Origin of the sequence: Sphingomonas palmae, from assembly GCF_900109565.1 — a bacterium.
Taxonomy (GTDB): domain Bacteria; phylum Pseudomonadota; class Alphaproteobacteria; order Sphingomonadales; family Sphingomonadaceae; genus Sphingomonas; species Sphingomonas palmae.
Map to the genome: position 1 here is coordinate 146,727 of NZ_FNZZ01000003.1, position 21,030 is coordinate 167,756.

A 21,030-nucleotide genomic window follows, 5' to 3' on the forward strand; every position below is an offset into this window, starting at 1 on the left:
GCGGTTGCGCCGTTCACCCGGCGTGATCCACCGAAGGGGTAATCCCGTTCGCGGGAGAAAGCTCTCAGGTTCCGTGACAGAGGGGGACATGATCGCCGCGCGACCTCGCGCTGCCATGCCCTTTCGTCAGGAAGCCGTGATGAGCGACAAGATTCAACCCACCAACGGCGCAAGTGACGACGACGAGGTCGTCATCGAGACGCTGACGCTTCCGCTCGACGCGTGGCACCGCGCGCGTGGCGGCCGGATGGTCGAGTTCGCCGGCTATCACATGCCCGTCCAGTACGAAGGTATCATGGCCGAGCACCTGTGGACGCGCGAGCATGCCGGGCTGTTCGACGTCAGCCACATGGGGCAATTGTCGATCACCGGCGAGGGCGTCGTTGCCGCGCTCGAGGCGCTGCTGCCGGCCGAGATCGAGAAGCTGCCGTTCAACAAGGCGCGCTACTCGCTGCTGCTCAACGACGAGGGCGGCGTGCTCGACGATCTGATGCTGACGCGCCAGGCTGAGGACCGCGTCTACATGGTCGTCAACGGCGCGACCAAATACGACGACGTGTCGCACATGATCGAGCATCTGCCCGACGACGTGACGATCAACCTGATGGAGGATCACGCGCTGCTGGCGGTGCAGGGGCCGAAGGCGGTCGACGCGGTGTCGCGGCTGATCCCGGGTGTCGAGGCGCTGACCTTCATGCAGGCGGGCGCGTTCCAGTGGCAGGGACACGACCTGTGGCTCAGCCGCTCGGGCTATACCGGCGAGGACGGCTACGAAATCTCGCTGCCCGCCGAGGCCGCCGAGGCGTTCGCCGACGCGCTGCTCGCGCAGCCCGAGGTCAAGCCGATCGGCCTGGGTGCGCGCGATTCGCTGCGGCTCGAGGCAGGGTTGCCGCTCTACGGCCACGATCTCGATCCTGAGACGACGCCGGTGATGGCCGACCTGGGCTTCGCTTTGTGGAAGCGCCGACGCGAGGCGGCGGACTTTCCGGGTGCGACACGCATCCTCGCCGAGCGCGAGCACGGTCCCGCGGTGAAGCGTGTCGGGCTGCTGGTCGAGGGTCGTCAGCCGGTGCGCGAGGGCGCGAGCGTCGTCGGCGACGACGGCGCGGTGATCGGGCGCGTGACCAGCGGCGGCTTTGCACCCAGCGTCGGCGCGCCGATCGCGATGGCCTATGTCCCGAACGATCTCGCGACCGCCGGCACGGCCGTCAGCCTCGTCCAGCGCGGCAAGGTGCACTCGGCGACCGTCGCCGCGATGCCGTTCGTTCCCCATCGTTACTACCGAGGAGCCTGATCCATGAGCCGTTATTTCACGCAGGACCATGAGTGGATCGATGTCGACGGCGAGACCGGCACCGTCGGCATCTCCGACTATGCGCAGAGCCAGCTCGGCGACATCGTGTTCGTCGAGGTGCCTGAAGAGGGCAAGTCGCTCAGCCAGGGTGACGACGCCGCGGTGGTCGAGAGCGTCAAGGCCGCGTCGGACGTCTACGCGCCCGTGTCGGGCACCGTGATCGAGGGCAATGCCGCGCTCGCCGATGATTCGTCGCTAGTGAACTCGGACCCCGAAGGCGAGGGCTGGTTCTTCAAGATCACGCTCTCCGACGCGTCCGAGCTCGATCAGTTGATGGACGAGCAGGCCTACGCGGCGTTCGTCGAGAAGCTTTAACGATTGTCCCGCCGCCCGGCGACGGGCGGCGTGCAAGGAACTGCCATGCGCTACCTGCCACTCACCGACCATGATCGCCGCGACATGCTGTCCGTCATCGGCGCCGCGTCGATTGATGACCTGTTCGTCGACGTGCCCGAGGCCGCGCGGCTGGACGGGCCCGTTCACGGCCTGCCGAACCACGCCAGCGAGCTGAGCGTCGAGCGGCACATGACCGCGCTCGCACGGCAGAACACGGTCGCGGGCGAGGTTCCGTTCTTCCTCGGCGCGGGGGCGTATCGCCACCACGTGCCCGCGAGCGTCGACCACCTGATCCAGCGCGGCGAGTTCCTGACCGCCTATACGCCGTACCAGCCTGAGATCGCGCAGGGCACGCTGCAGATGCTGTTCGAGTTCCAGACGCAGGTCGCGCGTCTGCTCGGCACCGATGTCGCGAACGCCAGCATGTACGACGGCTCGACCGCGTGCTGGGAAGCGATCGGCATGGCGCGCCGGATCACCAAGCGCGGTAAGGCGATCCTATCGGCCGGGCTCCACCCGCACTATGTCTCGGTCGCGAAGACGATGGCGAAGTACACCGGCGACGTGCTCGACACGACATCGCCGTGGCTGGTGCCCGACATGGACGTGGACCGGCTGATTGAGAAGATCGACGGCGATACGTCGTGCGTGGTGGTGCAATACCCCGATATTCTGGGGCGCATCGCCGACCTGAAGCCGCTCGCCGACGCATGCCACGCGAACAAGGCGTTGCTGATCGCGGTGGTGACCGAACCGGTCGCGCTCGGCGCGATACGCAGTCCCGGCGAGATGGACGCCGACATCGTCGTCGGCGAGGGCCAATCGCTCGGCGTCGGGCTCCAGTTCGGTGGGCCTTACGTCGGTCTGTTCGGCTGCAAGGAGAAGTACGTCCGCCAGATGCCGGGGCGCCTGTGCGGCGAGACGGTCGACGCGGATGGTCGTCGCGGCTTCGTGCTGACGCTGTCGACGCGCGAGCAGCATATCCGGCGCGAGAAGGCGACCAGCAACATCTGCACCAATTCGGGGCTGTGTGCGCTGGCGTTCTCGATCCATATGACGCTGCTGGGCGAGGCAGGCTTGCGGCAGCTTGCGGCAACCAATCACGCGAACGCGGTCGCGGCGGCGGAGCGGCTGGCGAAGGTGCCGGGCGTCAGCCTCGTCAACGACGCGTTCTTCAACGAGTTCACGCTCGATCTGGGGCAGGAGGCGCGGCCGATCGTGCGCGCGCTCGCCGACAAGGGCGTGCTCGCGGGCGTGTCGCTCGGCCGGCTCTATCCGGGTGAGGCGGAGCTCGCCAATGGGCTGGTGGTCGCGGTGACCGAGACGGTGACGCAAGAGGATGTCGAGGCGCTGGCAACCGCGATCGAGGAGGTGTTGGCATGAGCATCAACCAGAGCGGCTGGCGGCCCGAGATGACCGTCAAGGGCACCGACGAGGCCGCCCCGACCTTCACCGGCAACAAGGCATTGATGCTGGAAGAAGCGCTGATCTTCGAGATCGGGTCGACCGAGACGACCGGCGTCGAAGTGGCGGAGCCCGTCACGGCCACCTCGCGGCTCGGCAATCTCGCGCGCACCGCGCCGATCGGCCTGCCGGGCCTGTCGGAGCCCGAGACGGTGCGGCATTACACCCGGCTCAGCCGGCAGAATTACGCGATCGATTTAGGGCTGTTCCCGCTCGGCTCGTGCACGATGAAGCACAACCCGCGCCTGAACGAGAAGATGGCGCGGCTGCCCGGCTTCGCCGACGTTCACCCGCTGCAACCGGTCGACACGGTGCAGGGAGCGCTCGGCGTCATCAACGAGCTGGCGGTGTGGCTGATCGAGCTGACCGGCATGCACGGCGTCGCGATGAGCCCGAAGGCGGGCGCGCACGGCGAATTGTGCGGCATCCTGTGCATTAAGGCGGCGCTGGAGAAACGCGGCGAGGGGTATCGCAAGATCGTGCTGGTGCCCGAGAGCGCGCACGGCACCAACCCCGCGACCGCCGCCTTCGCCGGCTTTCAGGTCGAGGACATTCCCGCGACCGCCGATGGGCGCGTCGATACCGCGGCACTCAAGGCACGGCTCGGCCCCGACATCGCAGCGGTGATGATCACCAATCCAAACACCTGCGGGCTGTTCGAGCGCGATCTGAAGGAGATCTCCGACGCGGTCCATGCGGCGGGCGGCTACGTTTACTGCGACGGCGCGAACTTCAACGCGATCGTGGGACGCGTGCGTCCGGGTGACCTCGGCGTCGATGCGATGCACATCAACCTGCACAAAACCTTCTCGACTCCGCACGGCGGCGGCGGGCCGGGCTCGGGTCCGGTGGTGCTGTCGGAAGCGCTGGCGCCGTTCGGCCCGCTGCCGTTCACCGAGCGTCACGGCGACGGCCACATCACGCTGGTCGAGGAAGAGACGGTCGAGGATCGCCATCCCGACAGCTTCGGGCGCATGACCGCGTTCCACGGTCAGATGGGCATGTTCACCCGTGCGCTCACCTACATTCTCTCACACGGCGCGGACGGCCTGCGCCAGGTCGCGGAGGATGCCGTGCTGAACGCGAACTACGTGCTGCGTAGCCTGGAGGACGTGCTGGACGCGCCGTTCGGCAAGGCCGGACCATGCATGCACGAGGCGCTGTTCTCGGATGCGAACCTGGCCGACGGCTTCTCGACGCTCGACGTCGCCAAGGGGCTGATCGACGAGGGCTTCCACCCGATGACGGTCTACTTCCCGCTCGTTGTCCACGGCGCGATGCTGGTGGAGCCGACCGAGACCGAGTCGAAGGCGGCGCTGGACCAGTTCATCGGCGCGCTGCGCAGCGTGGCCGAGCGTGCCAAGGCAGGTGACGCGAGCCTGAAGAGCGCGCCGCATTTCGCCCCGCGCGCGCGGCTCGACGAGACGCTGGCGGCACGCAAGCCCAAGCTGGTGTGGAAGGAGCCGGCGCCGGTCGCGCAAGCGGCGGAGTGAGCGACGTGCGCGCGGTGGCGATACGGCTCGCCGCCGCGCTCGCGGTCACCGGCCTGAGCGTCGTCGTACAAGACGACCGCGGCAATGTTGCCATCTACGGCAGCGAAGGCGGCTTGTCGCAGGTTTAGCCTCGTATCGAAGGTGGCTGGCCGGCTCCGTTCCACGCCGACGATCCCGCGACCTCTGTGCCGCACAAACTGGGTGCGGAAGACGTGTTTCGGCCGGGCTCGTTCATCGCCGATACCGCTTTCTGGTACCTGATCGTCGGCGCGATCGTCTGGCTGATGCGTCGCCGCTAACCGATCACAGCGCGGTCGCGAACGAGATCGCGCCGAGCAGCACACCCGGCGCGTTGGCGAGTACGATCGGCCAGTCGCGTCGCGGGCGACGCAGGAACCCGTAAGCAACCCACAGGCTGCAGTTGACCATCGTCGCCAGCGGCTGGATCAGCGATCCCTTCTCACCGGCCAGGTTGAGTTTGATCTGGTCGAGATAGGACAGGTACATCGCGACCGCGGTCGCCGTCGCGATCCAGCCGAGCAGGCGCAGGTGCTTGTCTTGCATCGCCGACAAGCGCGCGAGCCGCCGCTTTCGTTTCGGCACACCTCGGGTTAGCCTCACCCCATGAACACCGCGCCGGGCAATTGGATCAGCTACGCCATGACCTTCGCGATTCTCGCGCTCGTGCTGGCATTCCGGTGGAAGCGGATGAGCCGGGCGCGGCCGTTGAAGCTCGAGCGCCTGTGGATGTTGCCCGCGCTCTATGCCGCCTTGTGCGTCGCCTTGTACGCGCAGCACCCGCCGCGGGGGGCAGGCTGGCTGTTCTGCCTCGGCGCATTGTTGCTGGGCGCGTTGCTCGGGTGGCAGCGCGGCAAGATGATGCGGATCGCGGTCGATCCGGGCAGCCACGCGCTCAACCAGACCGGGTCGCCCGCCGCGCTGCTGTTCATCGTCGCGCTGGTCGCGGCGCGCAGCGGTGCGCGCGTCGCGGTGGAGCGGAGCGGGTGGGGGATCGATCCGCTCGTGCTCACCGACGTGCTGATGGCATTGGCACTCGGCCTGTTCACCGCGATGCGGGTGGAGATGTTCCTGCGCGGGCGGCGTCTGCTCGCCGCCGCCTAGGCGATGCCCTGCGCGATCGCCTGGCGAGTTTCCTCGCGCCGGCGGACATGCTCGCGCCACACGATGTAGAGCCCCGAGGCGACGATCACCGGCGCCCCCACCCAGGTCGCGGCGGCAGGCAGGCGATCGAATACCAGCCAGCCGAGCAACGTCGCCCACAGCAAGGCGGTATAATCCATCGGCACCACGGTGGAGACCGGGCCGAGCGTCAGCGAGCGCGTCATCGCGATCTGCGCCGCGCCACCGATCACGCCGATGCCGAGCAGGATTGCCCATACCAACGGCGCGTGCGCCTTCACCGCGAAGGGATAGGCGCAACCGAGCGGCAGCAGCGACAGGCACGAGAACCAGAACACGGTGGTGAGCGGTGCTTCGGTCCGCCCGATCGTGCGCAGCAGGATCGACACGGTGGCGGTGCCCGCCGCGGCGGCGAGCCCGGTGAGCGCGCCGGCGAGCGGGAATGCCTCGCCACCCGGCTGCGCGACGATCAGCACGCCGATGAAGCCGGCGAGCACCGCGGCCCAGCGCCGCATCCCCGTCGGTTCGTGCAGCACCAGCGCGCCGAGCACGGTGGCGAAGATCGGCATCGAGAAGCCGATCGTCGTCGCTTCCGCCAGCGGCAGCATCGTCAGCGTCGTGAACGTCAGCGCCATCGCGGCGAGCCCGAGCACGGTGCGCAGCACGTGCGCGCCGAAGCGCTCGGTCTTGAGGCTGGCGATGCCAGGCCCCGCGGCGACGAGGCCGCCGACGAGCAGGGTCGCGCCGAACTGCCGCCAGAACATGATTTCCGCCAGCGACGCGCCGCGCGCCTCGGCAAGCTTGATGCCGACGTTCATGAAGGCGAACAGCGCGACTGACAGCAGCCTGAGCGCGATCGCGAGCAGGACGCGGTCGGTCGCGTGTCGGTTGGGATCAGGTGGCGCCACGCGCCGCGCTTCCCCGATCGGGACACGCGGCGCAACCGGCGATCGACCGCTCAGCGCGCGCAGGTGCTCGCCGCGCTCGAATCGAGATCGAGGCAGCGGCCGTCGAGCCCCGACACCGGCAGGTTGATCGTCGCCGCGAGCGTCGGGACAATGTCGACCGTCTCGACCGAGAGCGGCTGCTCGAACCCCGCAATCCCCTTGCGCCAGAACAGGATCGGTACGCGGCGATCGTAATCCCACGGCGAGCCGTGCGTCTCGACATAACCGGGACCGGGCTTGCTGATCGTCGTCACGCGCGGGCGCAGCAGGACGAGGAAGTCGCCCGACCGTGCGGGATCGAACGAGGCACGCGCGCGCTCAAGCAGTGTCCAGGTTTCGGGCGGGGTGGTCGGCATCGGCGTCGCCATGATCTGCTGACGCGTCAGCGCGGCAGCGACCTGCGGCTGCGCGGAGAAGCGCTTCACCGCTTCCGCGATCACCGCAGGCCGGCGCGCGGGTGGTACGTCGTCGGCGACGTAGACGTCGCCTTCGCTGGCGAGCAGCACTGGCCCGGCGATCCCCATGTCGCGCCCGATCACGGCGCCGAGCGCCTTCGCGGTCACGTCGGCGTTGACGCGCGCCTCCATCGGCATCGCGCGCTGCTGCTGGCGCTCGGTCATGTCGTGCGCGCCGTGATCGGCGGTCAGCACGACCTCGTAATCGAGCCCCCATTGGTCGAGCTGCGCGAGAAAGCCGCCGAGCGAATGGTCGAGCTCGTTCATCTGGATGCACATCTCCGACCCCTGCGTGCCGAAGGTGTGGCCGATGTAATCGGTCGCCGAGGCGCCGACCGAGATGATGTCGGTCTGCGGTCCGCGGCCGAGCTTCATGTCGCCGATCAGCGCGGCGGCGAGCGCGAATACCGCGCCGTCGCTCGCTGGCGAGGCGCGGAACGCCTTGGCGTCGCCCGCCTGACGCTCGAAGCGTCCGGTGCCGAGCGTCTGGTCACCGACCTGCACCGGCCGCGCGATCGGTTGGCAATAGGCGGGCAGTTCAAGCCCGGCCTGCGGTCGCGCGATCAGCGCCGTCACTGCGGCATTCGCGCGCTCGACCGCCGCGGGGGCCTTGCGCCCGTCGTAGGAGATGAAGTCCTTGCCGCCCCAGAACCACAGCTCGTCGACCTTGTGCCCGCCCATCATGATCGCGGCGCGGTCCTTGCCCGCGACCGAGACGACGCGGGTGCGCGGATCGCGCGCCTTCATCATCTCGCCCAGCGTCGGCACCTTAAGGTGGACGTCGCTCGGCACGTATTTCTCGTGATCGCTGCCCGCCGCGCGCTCATCCTCGGCGCAATAGACCTGCTTGTCCTCGCGGCCCGCCTTTTGGTCGATCCAGGTGTTGGCGACGATCCCGGTATGTGCCGGGCGCATGCCGGTCAGGATCGTCGAGTGACCCGGGCACGTCTCGGTCGCGGCATGGCTCTGGTAGCCGGAGGGGAACACCGCGCCGGTCAAAAGGCGCGCAAAGCCGTCGGTGAAATGGTTGCGATACTGCGCGAACAGGTCGGCGGAGAATTGATCGACCGAGATCGCGACGATCAGTTTCGGTGCCGTGCGCGGTGCGGCGGGTGCGGCGGCCTCGCTCTTCGGCGCCACCGGCGGCGCGGCGGGGGTGGCTTCACGCGCCTCGCGTGAATTTTGCGCGGTGGCCGGCAGGGTCAGCGCGGAGGAGAGGAGCAGCGCGGCGGCGAGGGCTTTCATGCGGGTACCTTGATGGAGGCGGGGGTGCAAAGCGGGGGTCGCCCGGCTATGAGCCGGGGTCGATGGTCAGGCAAGCTGTGCGCGCGGCGCTTTTCATTCTGATGACGCTGGCGGCGGCGCTGTCACCGACGGCGTCGGCGCAGGCGCCGGGCGCCAAACACATCCGCTTGAACCTGGTCGCCGAGAGCGAGCGGCCGCGCGCGGGCTCGACCGTGCGAATGGCGTTCGAGGCAGCGCCCGAGGCAGGCTGGCACGGTTACTGGAAGAATCCGGGCGATGCGGGGGTCGAGACGCAGGTGGCGTGGACGCTGCCCGCGGGAGCGAGCGCGGGGCCGCTGCGGTATCCGGTACCGGGGCGGCTGCTGATCGCGGGGCTGATGAACTACGTCTACGAGCGACCGTTCGCGCTCCTCGCCGACGTGACGCTGCCCGCCGGGCTCGCCGCGGGCACGCGCCTGCCGATCGCGGCGAAGCTCACCTATCTCGTCTGTACCGAGCAGATCTGCGTGCCCGAGCAGCAGGACGTCGCGACGAGCGTGACGATCGGCGACGGCACGATCACGCCCGAACGGCGTGCGAGCTTCGATGCCCACGCGCGCGCGATCCCGCGTCCGCTCGGCTCGCCTGCCACCTATGAGGTCGAGCAGGGCCGGTTGCGATTGTCGGTTCCCTATCCCGCCGACGCGTCGCTGGGGCAGGCGTGGTTCTACCCCGCGGCGGGCGGCGTGATCGACATGGCCGCGCCGCAGCAGGTGACGCGCGACGGCGACCGCGTGGTGATCGAGACCAAACCCGCGGCGACCGCGCCGACGGGTCGAATCGAGGGCGTGCTGGGAACCGCCGACGGGCAGGGTTTCGCGCTGTCGGCGACGCCCGGCACCGTTGCCGCGGGCAAGGCGGGCGGCGGCGTATGGGCGGCGGCGCTGATCGCGTTCGGCGGCGCGTTGCTCGGCGGGTTGCTGCTTAACGTCATGCCGTGCGTCTTCCCGATCCTGAGCCTAAAGGCGCTGAGCCTCGCCAAGTCGGGCGAGAGCGAGACGCACGCGCGCGCCGAGGCGCTGGCGTATACCGCGGGCGTGGTGCTCGTCTGCCTCGCGCTCGGCGGGATACTCCTCGCACTGCGCGCCGGAGGGGCGAGTGCCGGCTGGGCGTTCCAGTTGCAGGACCCGCGCGTCGTCGGCGTGCTCTTGATTTTGGTCGCCGCGATCGCGCTAAACCTGGCGGGGCTGTTCGAGCTGCCGACGCCGCGCTTCGCGAGCGCTGGCGGTATTGGGGGCGCGTTCATGACCGGGGCGCTCGCCGCGTTCGTCGCGACGCCGTGCACGGGGCCGTTCATGGGCGCGGCGCTGGGCGCGGCGCTGGTGCTGCCCGCGGTGGCGGCGATGGCAGTGTTCGCCGGACTGGGCCTCGGCATCGCGCTGCCGTTCCTGCTGATCGGCTTCGTGCCCGCGCTCAGGCGGCGACTGCCGCGCCCGGGAGTGTGGATGCAGCGGCTGCGCCATATCCTGTCGGTGCCGATGTTCCTGACTGCGCTCGCCCTCGCCTGGGTGCTCGGGCGGCAGGCGGGGGTCAACGGCATGACGCTGGGGCTGGCGGCGGTGCTGATCGCGAGCCTGGGGCTGTGGTGGACCGGGCGGCGGCAGCATGCCGGGCACGAGCGCGCAGGGCTGCCCGCAGGTGTCGCGCTCGCACTCGCGCTCGCGGGCGTGCTGCTGGTCCGCGCGGCGCCTGGCGGGGCCGCCAGCGTCGCCGCGCTGCCGGGCGCGGAGCCGTTCAGCGAAGCCCGGCTCGCCGCGTTGCAGGCGCAAGGGCGACCGGTGTTCGCTTATTTTACCGCAGACTGGTGCCTGACGTGCAAGGTGAACGAGAAAGCGGCGATCGAGACGCAGGCGGTGGCCGACGCGTTCAAGCGCGGCAACGTCGCGGTGCTGGTCGGCGACTGGACCGACGGCGACCCGACGCTCGGCCGCTTTATCGAACGCCACAACCGTGCGGGCGTGCCGCTGTACCTGTGGTACGCCAAAGGCGCGCAGAGTCCGCGCGTGCTGCCGCAGATTCTCACCAAAGCGACGCTGACCGACCTGGCGACCTGACGCTATCATGCTGCCCTGCTCTTGTGCAGTGCAGCTTTGTTCCCCAGCATGCGGCCAAATCGCTGCGGGAGCGTTACGACCTCATGGGGACACCGGCATTCGACGAGATCATGGGACCACCCGAGCGCGAGGGGGCCCGAGGCGAACTGGTCGACCTGTGCCACTGGCTCCAAGCCACCCCCGCCGAAGAGTTGCGTCGGCGTCAGGAAGCGGCCGAGACGACGTTCCGGCAGCTCGGCATCACCTTCGCGGTCTACGGCGATAGCGACGCGTCCGAACGCATCATCCCGTTTGACATCGTGCCGCGCATCTTTCTCGCGCGCGAATGGGCGCGGTTGTCCGAAGGGCTGATCCAGCGCGTCGAGGCAATCAACGCGTTCCTGCACGACATTTACGGTGAGCGCCGCATCCTCAAGGAAGCCGTGCTGCCCGAGGACCTGATCCTCGGTAACGCGCAGTTCCGTCCCGAGATCGCCGGCATCCGCCCGCCCCACGACGTGTGGGCGCACATCTGCGGCATCGATCTGGTCAGGACCGGGCCCGACGACTTCTTCGTGCTGGAGGATAACGCCCGCACGCCCTCGGGGGTCAGCTACATGCTGGAGAACCGCGAGGCGATGGTGCGGCTGTGCCCCGAGCTGTTCTCGCAATTCCGCGTCGCCGCTGTCGACAGCTATCCCGACATGCTGCTCGAGACGATGCGGTCGGTCTCCCCGCGCGGCTGCGGGCAGAACCCGACCTGCGTCGTGCTGACGCCGGGCCACTATAATTCGGCCTATTACGAGCACAGCTTTCTCGCCGATTCGATGGGAGTCGAACTGGTCGAGGCGGCCGATCTCGTCGTCGACGACGACGTCGTCTACATGCGGACGATCGCGGGGCGGGTGAAGGTCGACGTCATCTACCGCCGCGTCGACGACGATTTCCTCGATCCTCTCGTCTTCCGCCCCGACTCGATGCTGGGCGTACCCGGGCTAATCGCCGCCTATGCTGCGGGCAACGTCGCGATCATCAACGCGCCAGGCAATGGCATCGCGGACGACAAGGCGATCTACAGCTACATGCCCGAGATCGTGCGCTTTTACTCCGGTGGCGAGGCGAAGCTGCCCAATGTCGAGACGTGGCGCTGCCGCGAGCCTCAGGCGCTGAAATACGTGCTCGACCATCTGGACGAACTCGTCGTGAAGCTGGTTGACGGCTCGGGCGGCTACGGCATGCTGGTCGGGCCGACCGCGAGCGCCGCCGAGATCGAGCGCTTTCGCGCCGCGCTCGTCGCCGAGCCGCACCGCTACATCGCGCAGCCGACGCTGGCGCTCTCCACGGTCCCGACGCTCGCCGACGCGGGCCTCGCGCCGCGCCACGTCGATTTCCGCCCGTTCGTGCTGACGGGATCGAAGGGCGTGAAGGTCGTCCCCGGCGGGCTGACGCGCGTCGCGCTCAAGGAAGGATCGCTGGTCGTCAATTCGAGCCAGGGCGGCGGCACCAAGGACTCGTTCGTGCTGATGGACGATGCCAAGGCGATGACGCAGACGATGGGCGGCATGACGCAGTCGATCGGACCGGACGGGATGGTCCAGACGCTCGGCGGCGCCGACCTGACGCGGGAGGTGCGCTGATGCTCAGCCGGACCGCCGCGTCGCTCTACTGGCTCGGGCGCTATCTGGAGCGTGCCGATTTCATCGCGCGGCTGGTCGAGGCGACGGTGCGGCTCGACGTGCTGTCGTCGCGGCCCGCGGGCGAGGCGGCGTGGCGTTCCGCGCTGGCGGTGACCGACACCGAGGCCGCGTTCGAGGCGAGCGGCGCGCCGCTGACGCGCGAGGCGGTGGTCGGCTTCCTCATCACCGACGCGACGCATCCCGGATCGATCGTCCGCTGTCTCGCCGCGGCGCGCGACAATGCGCGCGCGGTGCGCACCGCGCTCAGCCGCGAGGCGTGGAGCGCGATCAACAGCGCGTGGCTGATCTTCGACCGCCGCGTGTCGCCGCTCGACTCGGTCGCGACGCTCGGGCTGGTCGACAAGGTCAAGGCGGAGACGCGCGGGTTCGAAGGCGCGGTGCACCGCATGCTGCGCAACCAGACGACGTTGTTCATCCGCCTGGGTCAGGTGATCGAGCGTGCCGACGACACCGCGCGGCTGCTCGACGTCAAATACCACCTGCTGCTGCCCGCGGGCGAGCCGGTCGGCGGTACGGTCGACCGCGACCAGTGGACCACCATCCTGCAGACGGTGTCGGCGGTGACCGCCTATCGCTGGCTCTACAATGACGGATTGCAGCCCGCAAATGTCATCGACCTGCTGCTCAGCCGTACCGAGTTGCCGCGCAGCCTGGCGGGATCGATCGACGAGACGGTGTCGATCCTGAACGCACTCGCCAAGTCGCTCGGCGGGCAGGGCGAGGCCGACCGGATGGCGCGCGGGCGGCACCAGCGCACGCTCCACACGCGCACCGGCGACGTGATCGCCTCGGGGCTGCACCAGCATGTGGAGGCGCTCATCACCGAGAACGACCACTTGCACGCGGCGATCGGTCGCCAGTTCAAGTTCAACTGAGATGCGGCTGTCGATCGATCATCGCACGACCTATCGCTTCAGCGAGCCGCAGGCGCGCGTGGTGCAGTTGCTGCGCATGACGCCGCGCAACACGCACGACCAGATCGTCGCCGACTGGCACATCGCGCTCGACTGCGACGCGCGCATCACCGAGGGGCAGGACGGGTTCGGCAACGCGACCACGATGCTCTACATCGACGGGCCGGTCGAGCGAATCGACCTGTCGGTGACGGGCGAGGTGGTGACGAGCCACTCCGACGGCGTGCTGCACGGCACGCTGGAGCCGCTGCCCGCGCGGCTGTTCCTGCGCGACACGCCGATGACGCGCGCGGACGCCGCGATCACCGAGTTCGCGCGGGACGTGCTGGGTGAAGAGCCGGGCACGGTGGCGGCGCTTCACCGCCTCAATCGTGCGGTCGGCGAGCGATTCACGCCGGCGCGGGGACGACCCGAGGCGGGGCTGGCGGTCGCGGACGCGTTCGCGCGCGAGACCGCGACGGCGCGTGACCTGGCACACGTCTTCATCGCCGCAGCGCGCGCGTGCGGCGTGCCGGCGCGATACGTTTCAGGCTATTGCGACCGCCACGATGGCGACCGACCTGCCCCGCACGGCTGGGCCGACGCGTGGATCGACGGCCTCGGCTGGGTCGGGTTCGACCCGATGCTGCGTCTGTCACCCGAGGAGCATCACGTTCGCGTCGCGGTCGGCTTCGATTCGGTCGGCGCCTCGCCGGTTGCGGGCACGCGGATGGGCGAGGGGGACGAGTGCCTCGACGTGGCCGTCAACGTCACCCGCGAGGGCTGAAACTCACGCGGGCTGGGTGACCCGCGCCGAGGCCGGTTCGATCGCATCTTCTTCCAGCAGCGACCAGCCGCGCGGGCCGAGGACCTCGATCGGGCGATAGCGCGTCTTGTACGCCATTCGCGCCGATCCCTTCACCCAGTAACCCAGATAAACATAATCGAGCCCGGCCTCGCGCGCGCGCTGGATATGATCGAGGATGATCATGTTGCCCAGACCCGGCCACGCCTTGTCGTCGGGATCGAAGAAGCTGTAGATCATCGACAAGCCGTCGGCCTGCCGGTCGGTCAGGCAAGCACCGATCAGCTGCCCCGGCGCATCGCCGACAGCGGGCGTGCGATATTCGACGATGACCGAGTTGACCGGCGACTGCTCGACCATGTCGGCATAGTCCATCTCGTCCATGCCCACCATGCCGCCGGTCGGGTGACGCGCGGCGAGGTAGCGGCGCAGCAGCTGATATTGCTCGTCGGTCGCCCATGGACGGCAGGCGCTGATCTCGACCTGACCGTGGCGGCGCATCAGCTTGCGCTGCGTCGCATTGGCGCGAAACTCGCGTGCCAGGACGCGTACCGACACGCAGGCCGCGCATCCCGCACACGACGGACGATAGGCGACCGACTGGCTGCGACGAAAACCGATCCGCCCGAGCGCATCGTTCAGCTCGGCCGCGTGCGGACCCGACAGCTCGGTAAACACCTTCCGCTCCTGCCGCCCGGGCAGGTACGGGCACGGCTGCGGGCTCGTCACGAAGAAGCGCGGAAAACGAAAGGGCGCGGTCACCGCCAACGATTCTCCAATGGGGCGTGGTCCTGAACGCCCATGTCACGCATATGAATCGCGGACGCCACGGTGAAAAGCGGCTTTACCACGATTGTGGGTTAACGCGGCCTCGGCGCTACAGCGCGAAAGGTTCAGGCGAGCTCGACCGCGCTCACCTCATAGCCCGCACCGCGCAGTGCGGCCACCAGCGTGTCGAGATGCGCGCGGTCGCGCGCCTCGCACTCGATGTCGGTGATCAACCCCTTCGCCGGCAGCGTGGTGAACACGCGCTGGTGGTAGACTTCGATGATGTTGATGCGTTCCTGATCGAAGATGCGCGCGACGTTGAACAACGCGCCGGGCTGATCCTGCAACCGGATGCGCAGCCGCGCGAGCCGGCCCGACCGCGCGAGGTCGCGCAGCAGCACGTTGGCGAGCAGCCGCGTGTCGATGTTGCCGCCGCACAGCACCACGCCGACGGTCCGACCCTTGAAGCGGTCGGGATGCTGAAGCAGCGCGGCGAGCCCGGCCGCACCCGCGCCCTCCACCACCGTCTTCTCGATCTGGAGCAGCAGGCTGACCGCTTCCTCCAGACTACGCTCGGACACGAGCACGATGTCGTCGACCAGCTCGCGCACCATCATCGAGGTGATGCCGCCCGGCTCCTTGACCGCGATACCCTCCGCCAGCGTATCGCCCGCGCAGGGCATCGTCGTGCCGTTCACGCGGTTGTACATCGAGGGGTAGAGTTCGGCCTCGACGCCGACGACCTCGATCGCGCGATCGGCGCCGCGCGCGACGGTCGCCATGCCCGAGATCAGCCCGCCGCCGCCGATCGGCACCACCAGCGTGTCGATCTCGGGTACGTCGGCCAGCATTTCGACCGCGACCGTGCCGGTGCCCGCGATGATGCGCGGATCGTCGAACGGGTGGACGAAGGTGTAGCCATGCTCCGCCTCGAGCACGCGCGCGTGCGCGTAGGCGGCGTCGAACGTCTCGCCCTCCAAGATCACGGTCGCTCCGTGCCCCTTGGTCTGCGTCACCTTCACGATCGGCGTGTTGCGCGGCATCACGATCGTCGCGGGCACGCCCAGGCGATTGGCGTGATAGGCGAGGCCCTGCGCGTGGTTGCCCGCCGACGCCGCGATTACGCCCTTCGCGCGCGCTTCGTCGGAGAGTTGCAGCAGCGTATTGAGCGCGCCGCGCTCCTTGTAGGCGGCGGTGAACTGGAGGTTCTCGAATTTCAGGTACACGGTCGCGCCGGTCAGCTGGCTGAGCGTGCGGCTGATCAGCGTCGGCGTGCGCACCACCTGATCCTCGATCCGCCGGTGCGCCGCCGCGACATCGGCGCAGGTGACGGGGAGCGTAGTGCCCGAAGACGGGGCGTCGGATGCGAGCTGGGTGGCCATCCACGCGCCGTAGCGGAATGCGCGGGCGAGAGGAACACCCGCGATATTTGGCTGCACATGGTAGGGGAACGCGACCCGTCACCTCGGCATTGAAGAACGAGTGCAGCGCTACTTCTTCTCGCTTCGGATCGCAGCTTTGGTGATCGTCGCCGGCATCGCCTACGCCTCGCTCGACCTGTGGTGGCACGGGTTCGTGGTGGTGCGCGATCCCCGGCATCTGGTCGCCGCCGTCGCGATCGAGGGCGACGGGCAACGCCGCCCGATGCGCGCCTACTCGACGGGGTATTGGGTGGCTCGCCCGACGATCGACGGCGTGATCAGCATCGCCTGCCGCAACGGTGTTCAGGTTCACCGCGGCGACGTTCAGCCGGGTCGGCAGCTCGCCTACACCGTGACGCGTGACGATTGCGCGCGCACACGTTGACCCACGCTGGCCCATCCATACCCGACCTTGCTAAGGACCGACGCATGAAGATCGCATTTATCGGCACCGGCGTGATGGGTGCTCCGATGGCACGCCATCTGGCAGACGCCGGGCACGACGTAACCGTGTTCAATCGCACGCGTGCGAAGGCGGAGGCGACCGGGCTGTCGGTCGCCGATACGCCCGCCGCCGCGGCGAAGGATGCGGATGCAGTGATCACCTGCGTCGGCAACGACGACGATCTCGAGGCGGTGGCGCTGGGCGAGAACGGCGCGTTCGCCGCGATGCGCGAAGACGCGGTGTTCATCGACCACACCACCGTCTCGGCGGCGTTCGCGCAGCGGCTGGCGGGTACGCGCGCGCTGGTCGTCGACGCGCCGGTCTCAGGCGGGCAGGCGGGCGCGGAGGCGGGCAAGCTGTCGATCATGTGCGGCGGCACCGCGGAGGCGATGGCGAAGGCCGAACCCGTCATGCAGGCCTACGCCGCGCGCATCGTCCACGTCGGCGCGGCGGGGGCAGGGCAGCAGACCAAGATGGTCAACCAGATCTGCATTGCGGGCGTGTTGCAGGGCGTGAGCGAGGGACTGCGCTTCGCGCAGAAGAGCGACCTCGATCTCGCCAAGGTGCTGGAAGCGATCTCGGGCGGCGCGGCGCAGAGCTGGCAGATGGTCAACCGCTGGCAGTCGATGAGCGAGGACCGGTTCGACTTCGGCTTCGCGATCGACTGGATGCGCAAGGACTTGGGTCTGGCGCTCGACGAGGCGAAGCGCATCGGCGCGACGCTGCCGGTCGCCGCGCTGGTGGACCAGTTCTACGCCGAGGTGCAGGCGATGGGCGGCGCGCGCCAGGACACCAGCGCGCTGGTCAGGCGACTGCCGAAGTAGGCAGAATCTAGCCTGCCGCGGTGTATGGCCGGCACCTACCGCACCGCGAATGCCGCGCGGTACGCCGGCTTCACCGTCGCCAGGATCGCCGGGCTGACCGGCAGCGTGACCTCGTACGCACCCTCGGCGTAGGAACCGGCGACATAAGGGTCTGCGATCAGCCCGATGCGATCGATCCGCTGTCGATCGGTCGAGCCGAGCAGCAGCGTCAGCTCGTCCAGCGTCGGACATTTCGCGAACGTGTCGCTCGTGTCCTTGTAGGGGGCGAGGCGGCGGGTGCGTTCCGCCTTCAATCGCGCGCAATAAGTCGGCGCGATCGCGCGCTGCAACGCCGCCGTTGCGGTGAAAACCTTTTTCGGATCGATCGCTACGCCGCGGGCCTTGTCCCACAGCAACGCGCCCGACGACGGATTGCCGTGGGCACCGCCGGTGAACTCGTACGCGTCGGACGACAGGCTGAGGAAGCGCGGCGTGTTCGTCACCACCTTCCACGTCTTTTCGGTGTCGTAAGCGCGGAACGGAAAGCTGCCGTTCTTCGACTCGCGGCGTGCGGCGGCGGCGTCGCGCGCGGTTGCGGCGCGCATTGCCTTTTCCTCCGCATCGAGCTTGGCACGCAGACGCGGGGTCGCCGCCGCCTCCGCCGGGTAGCGGTAGGCGAAGGTGTAATCGGCCGTCTTGACCGACTCCGCCGCCGCCACGCTGGTCGCCATGACCATTACCGACACCATCACCAGAACCCGCATCGCCCGCTCTCGCCAAAGTTGCCTTCGCATCATACAGCGTGACGTATGTACGCCAGCTGTCGTTCCCGCCTTCCGCTCCTCGCCTGCGCCGCGGCGCTCGTCGCGGCCACCCCCGCCTTCGCCGATGCGCTGATCGACAACGTGCAGGGCGTGACGCTCGACAAGCAGGGCCGCACGATCCGCTTCAAGGCGATGGTGATTGACAAGGCCGGGCGCGTCGTCCGGCTGGTCGCGCCCGACGAGCAACCGCCCAAGCGGACGAAGAAGAACCCGGGGCCGGTGTACGACTGGCGCGCCGACATGAAGGGACGCGTGCTCGTCCCCGGCATGATCGACGCGCACGGCCACGTGATCGAACTGGGGCTACAGGCGCTGACGCTCGACCTGTCGGACACGACTTCGCTCGAGATGGCGAAGGCGAAGATCGCGGCCTACGCCAAGGGCAATCCCGAGCGGCAGTGGATCATCGGCGCAGGCTGGAACCAGGAGAAATGGGGGCTGGGTCGCTTCCCGACCGCGGCCGACCTCGACGGCGTCGTCTCCGACCGGCCGGTGTACCTGACGCGCGCCGACGGCCACGCCGCCTGGGCGAACAGCGCCGCGATCCGCGCCGCGAAGATCACCGCCGCGACCGCTGCCCCCACTGGCGGTCGGATCGAGAAGACCGCCGGCGGCGCGCCTGCTGGCGTGTTCGTCGACGCGGCGACGCAATTGTTCGACCGCGCGGTGCCGCCGGTATCGGCGAAGGACCGCACCGCCGCGTTTCTGAAGGCGCAGCAGATCCTGCTCGGCTACGGCGTCACCGCGGTCGCCGACATGGGGACCACGATCGACGACTGGATGACCTATCGCCGCATGGGCGATATCGGCGCGCTGCGCGTGCGGATCATGTCCTACGGCCACGGCATCGACACCACGGTGATGATCGGCGGCACCGGCCCAACGCCGTGGCTGTACGACGACCGGCTGCGGCTGGAGGGGGTCAAGATCTACGCCGACGGCGCGCTCGGCTCGCGCGGGGCGTGGTTGAAGGCGCCCTACGCCGATGCAGCCGGAAACCGCGGGCTGGGCTTCCTGACGGACGACCAGTTGCAGAACACGATGAGCCGCGCGGCGATGGACAATTATCAGGTCGCGGTCCACGCGATCGGCGACCGCGCCAACCAGCAGGTGCTCGACGCGATCGCCGAGCTGTCGCAGACCTACAAGGGCGATCGGCGCTGGCGGATCGAGCACGCGCAGGTGGTCGATCCCGCCGACCTGCCGCGTTTCGGCAAGAACGGCATCATCGCCTCGATGCAGCCGACGCACGCGACCGGCGACCGCGTCATGGCGGAGGCGCGGCTGGGCGAAGCGCGGCTGGCAGGCGCCTATGCGTGGCGCACGATGCTGGCGAACGGAGCGGTGCTCGCCTTCGGGTCGGACTTCCCGGTCGAGCGGCCCGATCCCTGGGCCGGATGGGCGGCGGCGTTCACGCGTACCGACGCCAGCGGACAGCCCTCGGGCGGCTGGCGTCCGCAGGAGGCGGTGACGCGCGAGCAGGCATGGTGGGCGTTTACCGGGGGTGCTGCCTATGCCGGGTTCGCGGAAAATAAGTTCGGCAATCTCGCGCCCGGGCAGAAGGCGGACTTCGTGATCGTCGATCGCGATCCGACCACCGCCGCTCCGGCCGAACTGCGCGGCACGCAGGTGCTGCAGACCTGGATCGGCGGCGAGAAGGCGTGGGAGCGCAAGTAGCGCTCGCGCCAAAGGAACAACACACAAGGAGAAGACGGATGTCGGACACGTTCACGGGCCTCGAACTGCGCTCGACCGCCAAGGAGGACGGCACGCTGGTGCTCGATCTGGCGGAGACGACGCTGACCGCGCCGGGTGAGGGCGAGATCGTCGTCCGGGTCGAGGCCGCGCCGATCAATCCGTCCGATCTCGGCCTGCTGCTCGGACCCGCGGACGTGTCGACGTTGGAACGCTCGGGCAGCAAGGATCGCCCGACCGTCACCTTCCAGGTGCCGCGTGAACGGCAGGGCGGGGTGCGCGCGCGGCTCGGCCAGTCGCTGCCGGCCGGTAACGAGGGGGCGGGCACCGTCGTCGCGGCGGGCGCGGGTGCGGAGGCGCTGATGGGTCGCCGCGTCGGCATGATGGGCGGCGCGATGTACGCGCAGTACCGCAAGCTCAAGGCACGCGACGTGGTGCCGCTTCCCGAGGGTGCGAGTGCCGCAGACGGTGCGTCAATGTTCGTCAACCCGCTGACCGCGTTGGGCTTCGTCGAGACCGCGCGGATGGAGGGACACAAGGCGATCGTTCACACCGCCGCGGCGTCGAACCTGGGGCAGATGCTGCAGAAGATCTGCCTCGCCGACGGCATGCCGCTGGTCAACATTGTGCGCTCGGCGGAACAGGCGAAGATCCTGACGGACATCGGCGCCAAATATGTCCTGAACAGCAAGGACGAGGATTTCCGGCGCAAGCTGGTCGATGCGATCGCGGAAACGCAGGCGACGGTCGCGTTCGACGCGATCGGCGGCGGGACGCTCGGCAGCGACATCGTGCAGGCGATGGAGCAGGCGGCGGCGCGCAACATGACCGAGTTCAGCCGCTACGGCTCGGACAGCTTCAAGCACCTTTACATCTACGGCGCGCTCGACCTGTCGCCGACGACGCTCAACCGGCTCGCCTTCGGGTTCCAGTGGAGCGTGTCGGGCTGGCTGCTGACCCCGTTCATGAAGCGTGCTGGCGCCGAGGTGGTCGGGCGCATGCGGCAGCGCGTCGTCGACGAACTGACCACGACGTTCGCCAGCAACTACACGCGCACGATCGGCCTCGCCAAAGCGCTCGATCCCGAGGTCATCCGCGCCTACGACCGCAAGGCGACCGGCGAGAAGTACCTGATCGACCCGACGCGCTGAGTAGTTCGGTCGCCGCCGGCAC

20 protein-coding genes are annotated in these 21,030 nt (G+C 68.8%); 14 read left to right on the forward strand and 6 right to left on the reverse strand.

Annotated elements, in window-relative coordinates:
- Nucleotides 1-139: 139 nt before the first annotated feature.
- The 5 genes from gcvT to BMW51_RS16335 are packed head-to-tail and all read left to right on the forward strand — an operon-like array spanning nt 140 to nt 4,775.
- Nucleotides 140-1,294 (forward strand): glycine cleavage system aminomethyltransferase GcvT, encoded by a 1,155-nt coding sequence (gcvT, locus tag BMW51_RS08585; protein WP_093005975.1) that lies wholly within the window; start codon nt 140-142, stop codon nt 1,292-1,294.
- Between the two features lie 3 nt (nt 1,295-1,297).
- Nucleotides 1,298-1,669, forward strand: a complete 372-nt coding sequence (gcvH, locus tag BMW51_RS08590) for a glycine cleavage system protein GcvH (RefSeq protein ID WP_093005465.1) — start codon at nt 1,298-1,300, stop codon at nt 1,667-1,669.
- Between the two features lie 45 nt (nt 1,670-1,714).
- Nucleotides 1,715-3,073 (forward strand): aminomethyl-transferring glycine dehydrogenase subunit GcvPA, encoded by a 1,359-nt coding sequence (gene gcvPA / locus BMW51_RS08595; RefSeq protein WP_093005467.1) that lies wholly within the window; start codon nt 1,715-1,717, stop codon nt 3,071-3,073.
- Entirely contained in the window at nt 3,070-4,647 is a 1,578-nt protein-coding gene (gene gcvPB, locus BMW51_RS08600) for an aminomethyl-transferring glycine dehydrogenase subunit GcvPB (protein WP_093005469.1), read from the forward strand. Before gcvPA ends, gcvPB begins: the two co-directional genes overlap by 4 nt.
- The gene (locus tag BMW51_RS16335; RefSeq protein WP_281243245.1) at nt 4,644-4,775 is read left to right on the forward strand and encodes a hypothetical protein; all 132 of its coding nucleotides are present in this window, start codon (nt 4,644-4,646) and stop codon (nt 4,773-4,775) included. Before gcvPB ends, BMW51_RS16335 begins: the two co-directional genes overlap by 4 nt.
- Nucleotides 4,776-4,950: 175 nt before the next feature.
- Here BMW51_RS16335 and BMW51_RS08605 read toward each other — a convergent pair whose 3' ends face one another.
- Nucleotides 4,951-5,211, reverse strand: coding sequence for a SemiSWEET family transporter (locus BMW51_RS08605; RefSeq protein WP_019515868.1), 261 nt, complete (start codon nt 5,209-5,211; stop codon nt 4,951-4,953).
- Nucleotides 5,212-5,271: 60 nt separating this feature from the next.
- Between BMW51_RS08605 and BMW51_RS08610 the strand changes: the two genes are divergently transcribed.
- Nucleotides 5,272-5,769, forward strand: coding sequence for a CcdC protein domain-containing protein (locus BMW51_RS08610; protein ID WP_093005471.1), 498 nt, complete (start codon nt 5,272-5,274; stop codon nt 5,767-5,769).
- Here the strand turns inward: BMW51_RS08610 and BMW51_RS08615 are convergent.
- Together BMW51_RS08615 and BMW51_RS08620 are read right to left on the reverse strand one after the other, a co-directional pair.
- Complete coding sequence (locus BMW51_RS08615; protein WP_093005473.1) at nt 5,766-6,695, reverse strand: DMT family transporter; 930 nt, start codon at nt 6,693-6,695, stop codon at nt 5,766-5,768. The two genes, BMW51_RS08610 and BMW51_RS08615, sit on opposite strands and share 4 nt — an antisense overlap.
- Before the next feature lie 50 nt (nt 6,696-6,745).
- Nucleotides 6,746-8,434, reverse strand: coding sequence for an alkaline phosphatase family protein (locus BMW51_RS08620; protein ID WP_093005475.1), 1,689 nt, complete (start codon nt 8,432-8,434; stop codon nt 6,746-6,748).
- A 62-nt stretch (nt 8,435-8,496) separates the two neighbouring features.
- Between BMW51_RS08620 and BMW51_RS08625 the strand changes: the two genes are divergently transcribed.
- The 4 genes from BMW51_RS08625 (at nt 8,497) to BMW51_RS08640 (ending at nt 13,883) form a co-directional block, all read left to right on the forward strand.
- Entirely contained in the window at nt 8,497-10,527 is a 2,031-nt protein-coding gene (locus tag BMW51_RS08625) for a protein-disulfide reductase DsbD family protein (RefSeq protein WP_093005476.1), read from the forward strand.
- 83 nt (nt 10,528-10,610) lie between these two features.
- A complete protein-coding gene (locus BMW51_RS08630) occupies nt 10,611-12,143 on the forward strand; it encodes a circularly permuted type 2 ATP-grasp protein (protein ID WP_093005477.1) in 1,533 nt (510 codons plus the stop codon).
- A complete protein-coding gene (locus BMW51_RS08635) occupies nt 12,143-13,078 on the forward strand; it encodes an alpha-E domain-containing protein (protein WP_093005478.1) in 936 nt (311 codons plus the stop codon). The genes BMW51_RS08630 and BMW51_RS08635 overlap by 1 nt, the downstream gene beginning before the upstream one ends.
- A gap of 1 nt (nt 13,079) precedes the next feature.
- The gene (locus tag BMW51_RS08640) at nt 13,080-13,883 is read left to right on the forward strand and encodes a transglutaminase family protein (protein WP_093005479.1); all 804 of its coding nucleotides are present in this window, start codon (nt 13,080-13,082) and stop codon (nt 13,881-13,883) included.
- Between the two features lie 3 nt (nt 13,884-13,886).
- Here BMW51_RS08640 and BMW51_RS08645 read toward each other — a convergent pair whose 3' ends face one another.
- Both BMW51_RS08645 and BMW51_RS08650 read right to left on the reverse strand, forming a co-directional pair.
- Nucleotides 13,887-14,663 (reverse strand): arginyltransferase, encoded by a 777-nt coding sequence (locus tag BMW51_RS08645; RefSeq protein WP_093005480.1) that lies wholly within the window; start codon nt 14,661-14,663, stop codon nt 13,887-13,889.
- Between the two features lie 131 nt (nt 14,664-14,794).
- On the reverse strand, nt 14,795-16,051 hold the full coding sequence (locus BMW51_RS08650; protein ID WP_093005481.1) for a threonine ammonia-lyase: 1,257 nt from the start codon (nt 16,049-16,051) through the stop codon (nt 14,795-14,797).
- A 100-nt stretch (nt 16,052-16,151) separates the two neighbouring features.
- Here BMW51_RS08650 and BMW51_RS08655 point away from each other — a divergent pair, with 100 nt between their 5' ends.
- A complete protein-coding gene (locus BMW51_RS08655; protein ID WP_093005482.1) occupies nt 16,152-16,475 on the forward strand; it encodes a hypothetical protein in 324 nt (107 codons plus the stop codon).
- Nucleotides 16,476-16,519: 44 nt separating this feature from the next.
- Nucleotides 16,520-17,359, forward strand: coding sequence for an NAD(P)-dependent oxidoreductase (locus BMW51_RS08660; RefSeq protein WP_093005484.1), 840 nt, complete (start codon nt 16,520-16,522; stop codon nt 17,357-17,359).
- Nucleotides 17,360-17,394: 35 nt separating this feature from the next.
- Here the strand turns inward: BMW51_RS08660 and BMW51_RS08665 are convergent, their stop codons facing one another.
- Nucleotides 17,395-18,102, reverse strand: a complete 708-nt coding sequence (locus tag BMW51_RS08665; protein WP_093005486.1) for a DUF4163 domain-containing protein — start codon at nt 18,100-18,102, stop codon at nt 17,395-17,397.
- A gap of 45 nt (nt 18,103-18,147) precedes the next feature.
- Here BMW51_RS08665 and BMW51_RS08670 point away from each other — a divergent pair, with 45 nt between their 5' ends.
- Both BMW51_RS08670 and BMW51_RS08675 read left to right on the forward strand, forming a co-directional pair.
- Nucleotides 18,148-19,839, forward strand: a complete 1,692-nt coding sequence (locus BMW51_RS08670) for an amidohydrolase (RefSeq protein WP_093005488.1) — start codon at nt 18,148-18,150, stop codon at nt 19,837-19,839.
- Between the two features lie 38 nt (nt 19,840-19,877).
- Nucleotides 19,878-21,008: a zinc-binding dehydrogenase gene (locus BMW51_RS08675; RefSeq protein WP_093005490.1), complete on the forward strand. Its 1,131-nt coding sequence runs from the start codon at nt 19,878-19,880 to the stop codon at nt 21,006-21,008.
- The last annotated feature ends 22 nt before the right edge of the window (nt 21,009-21,030 follow it).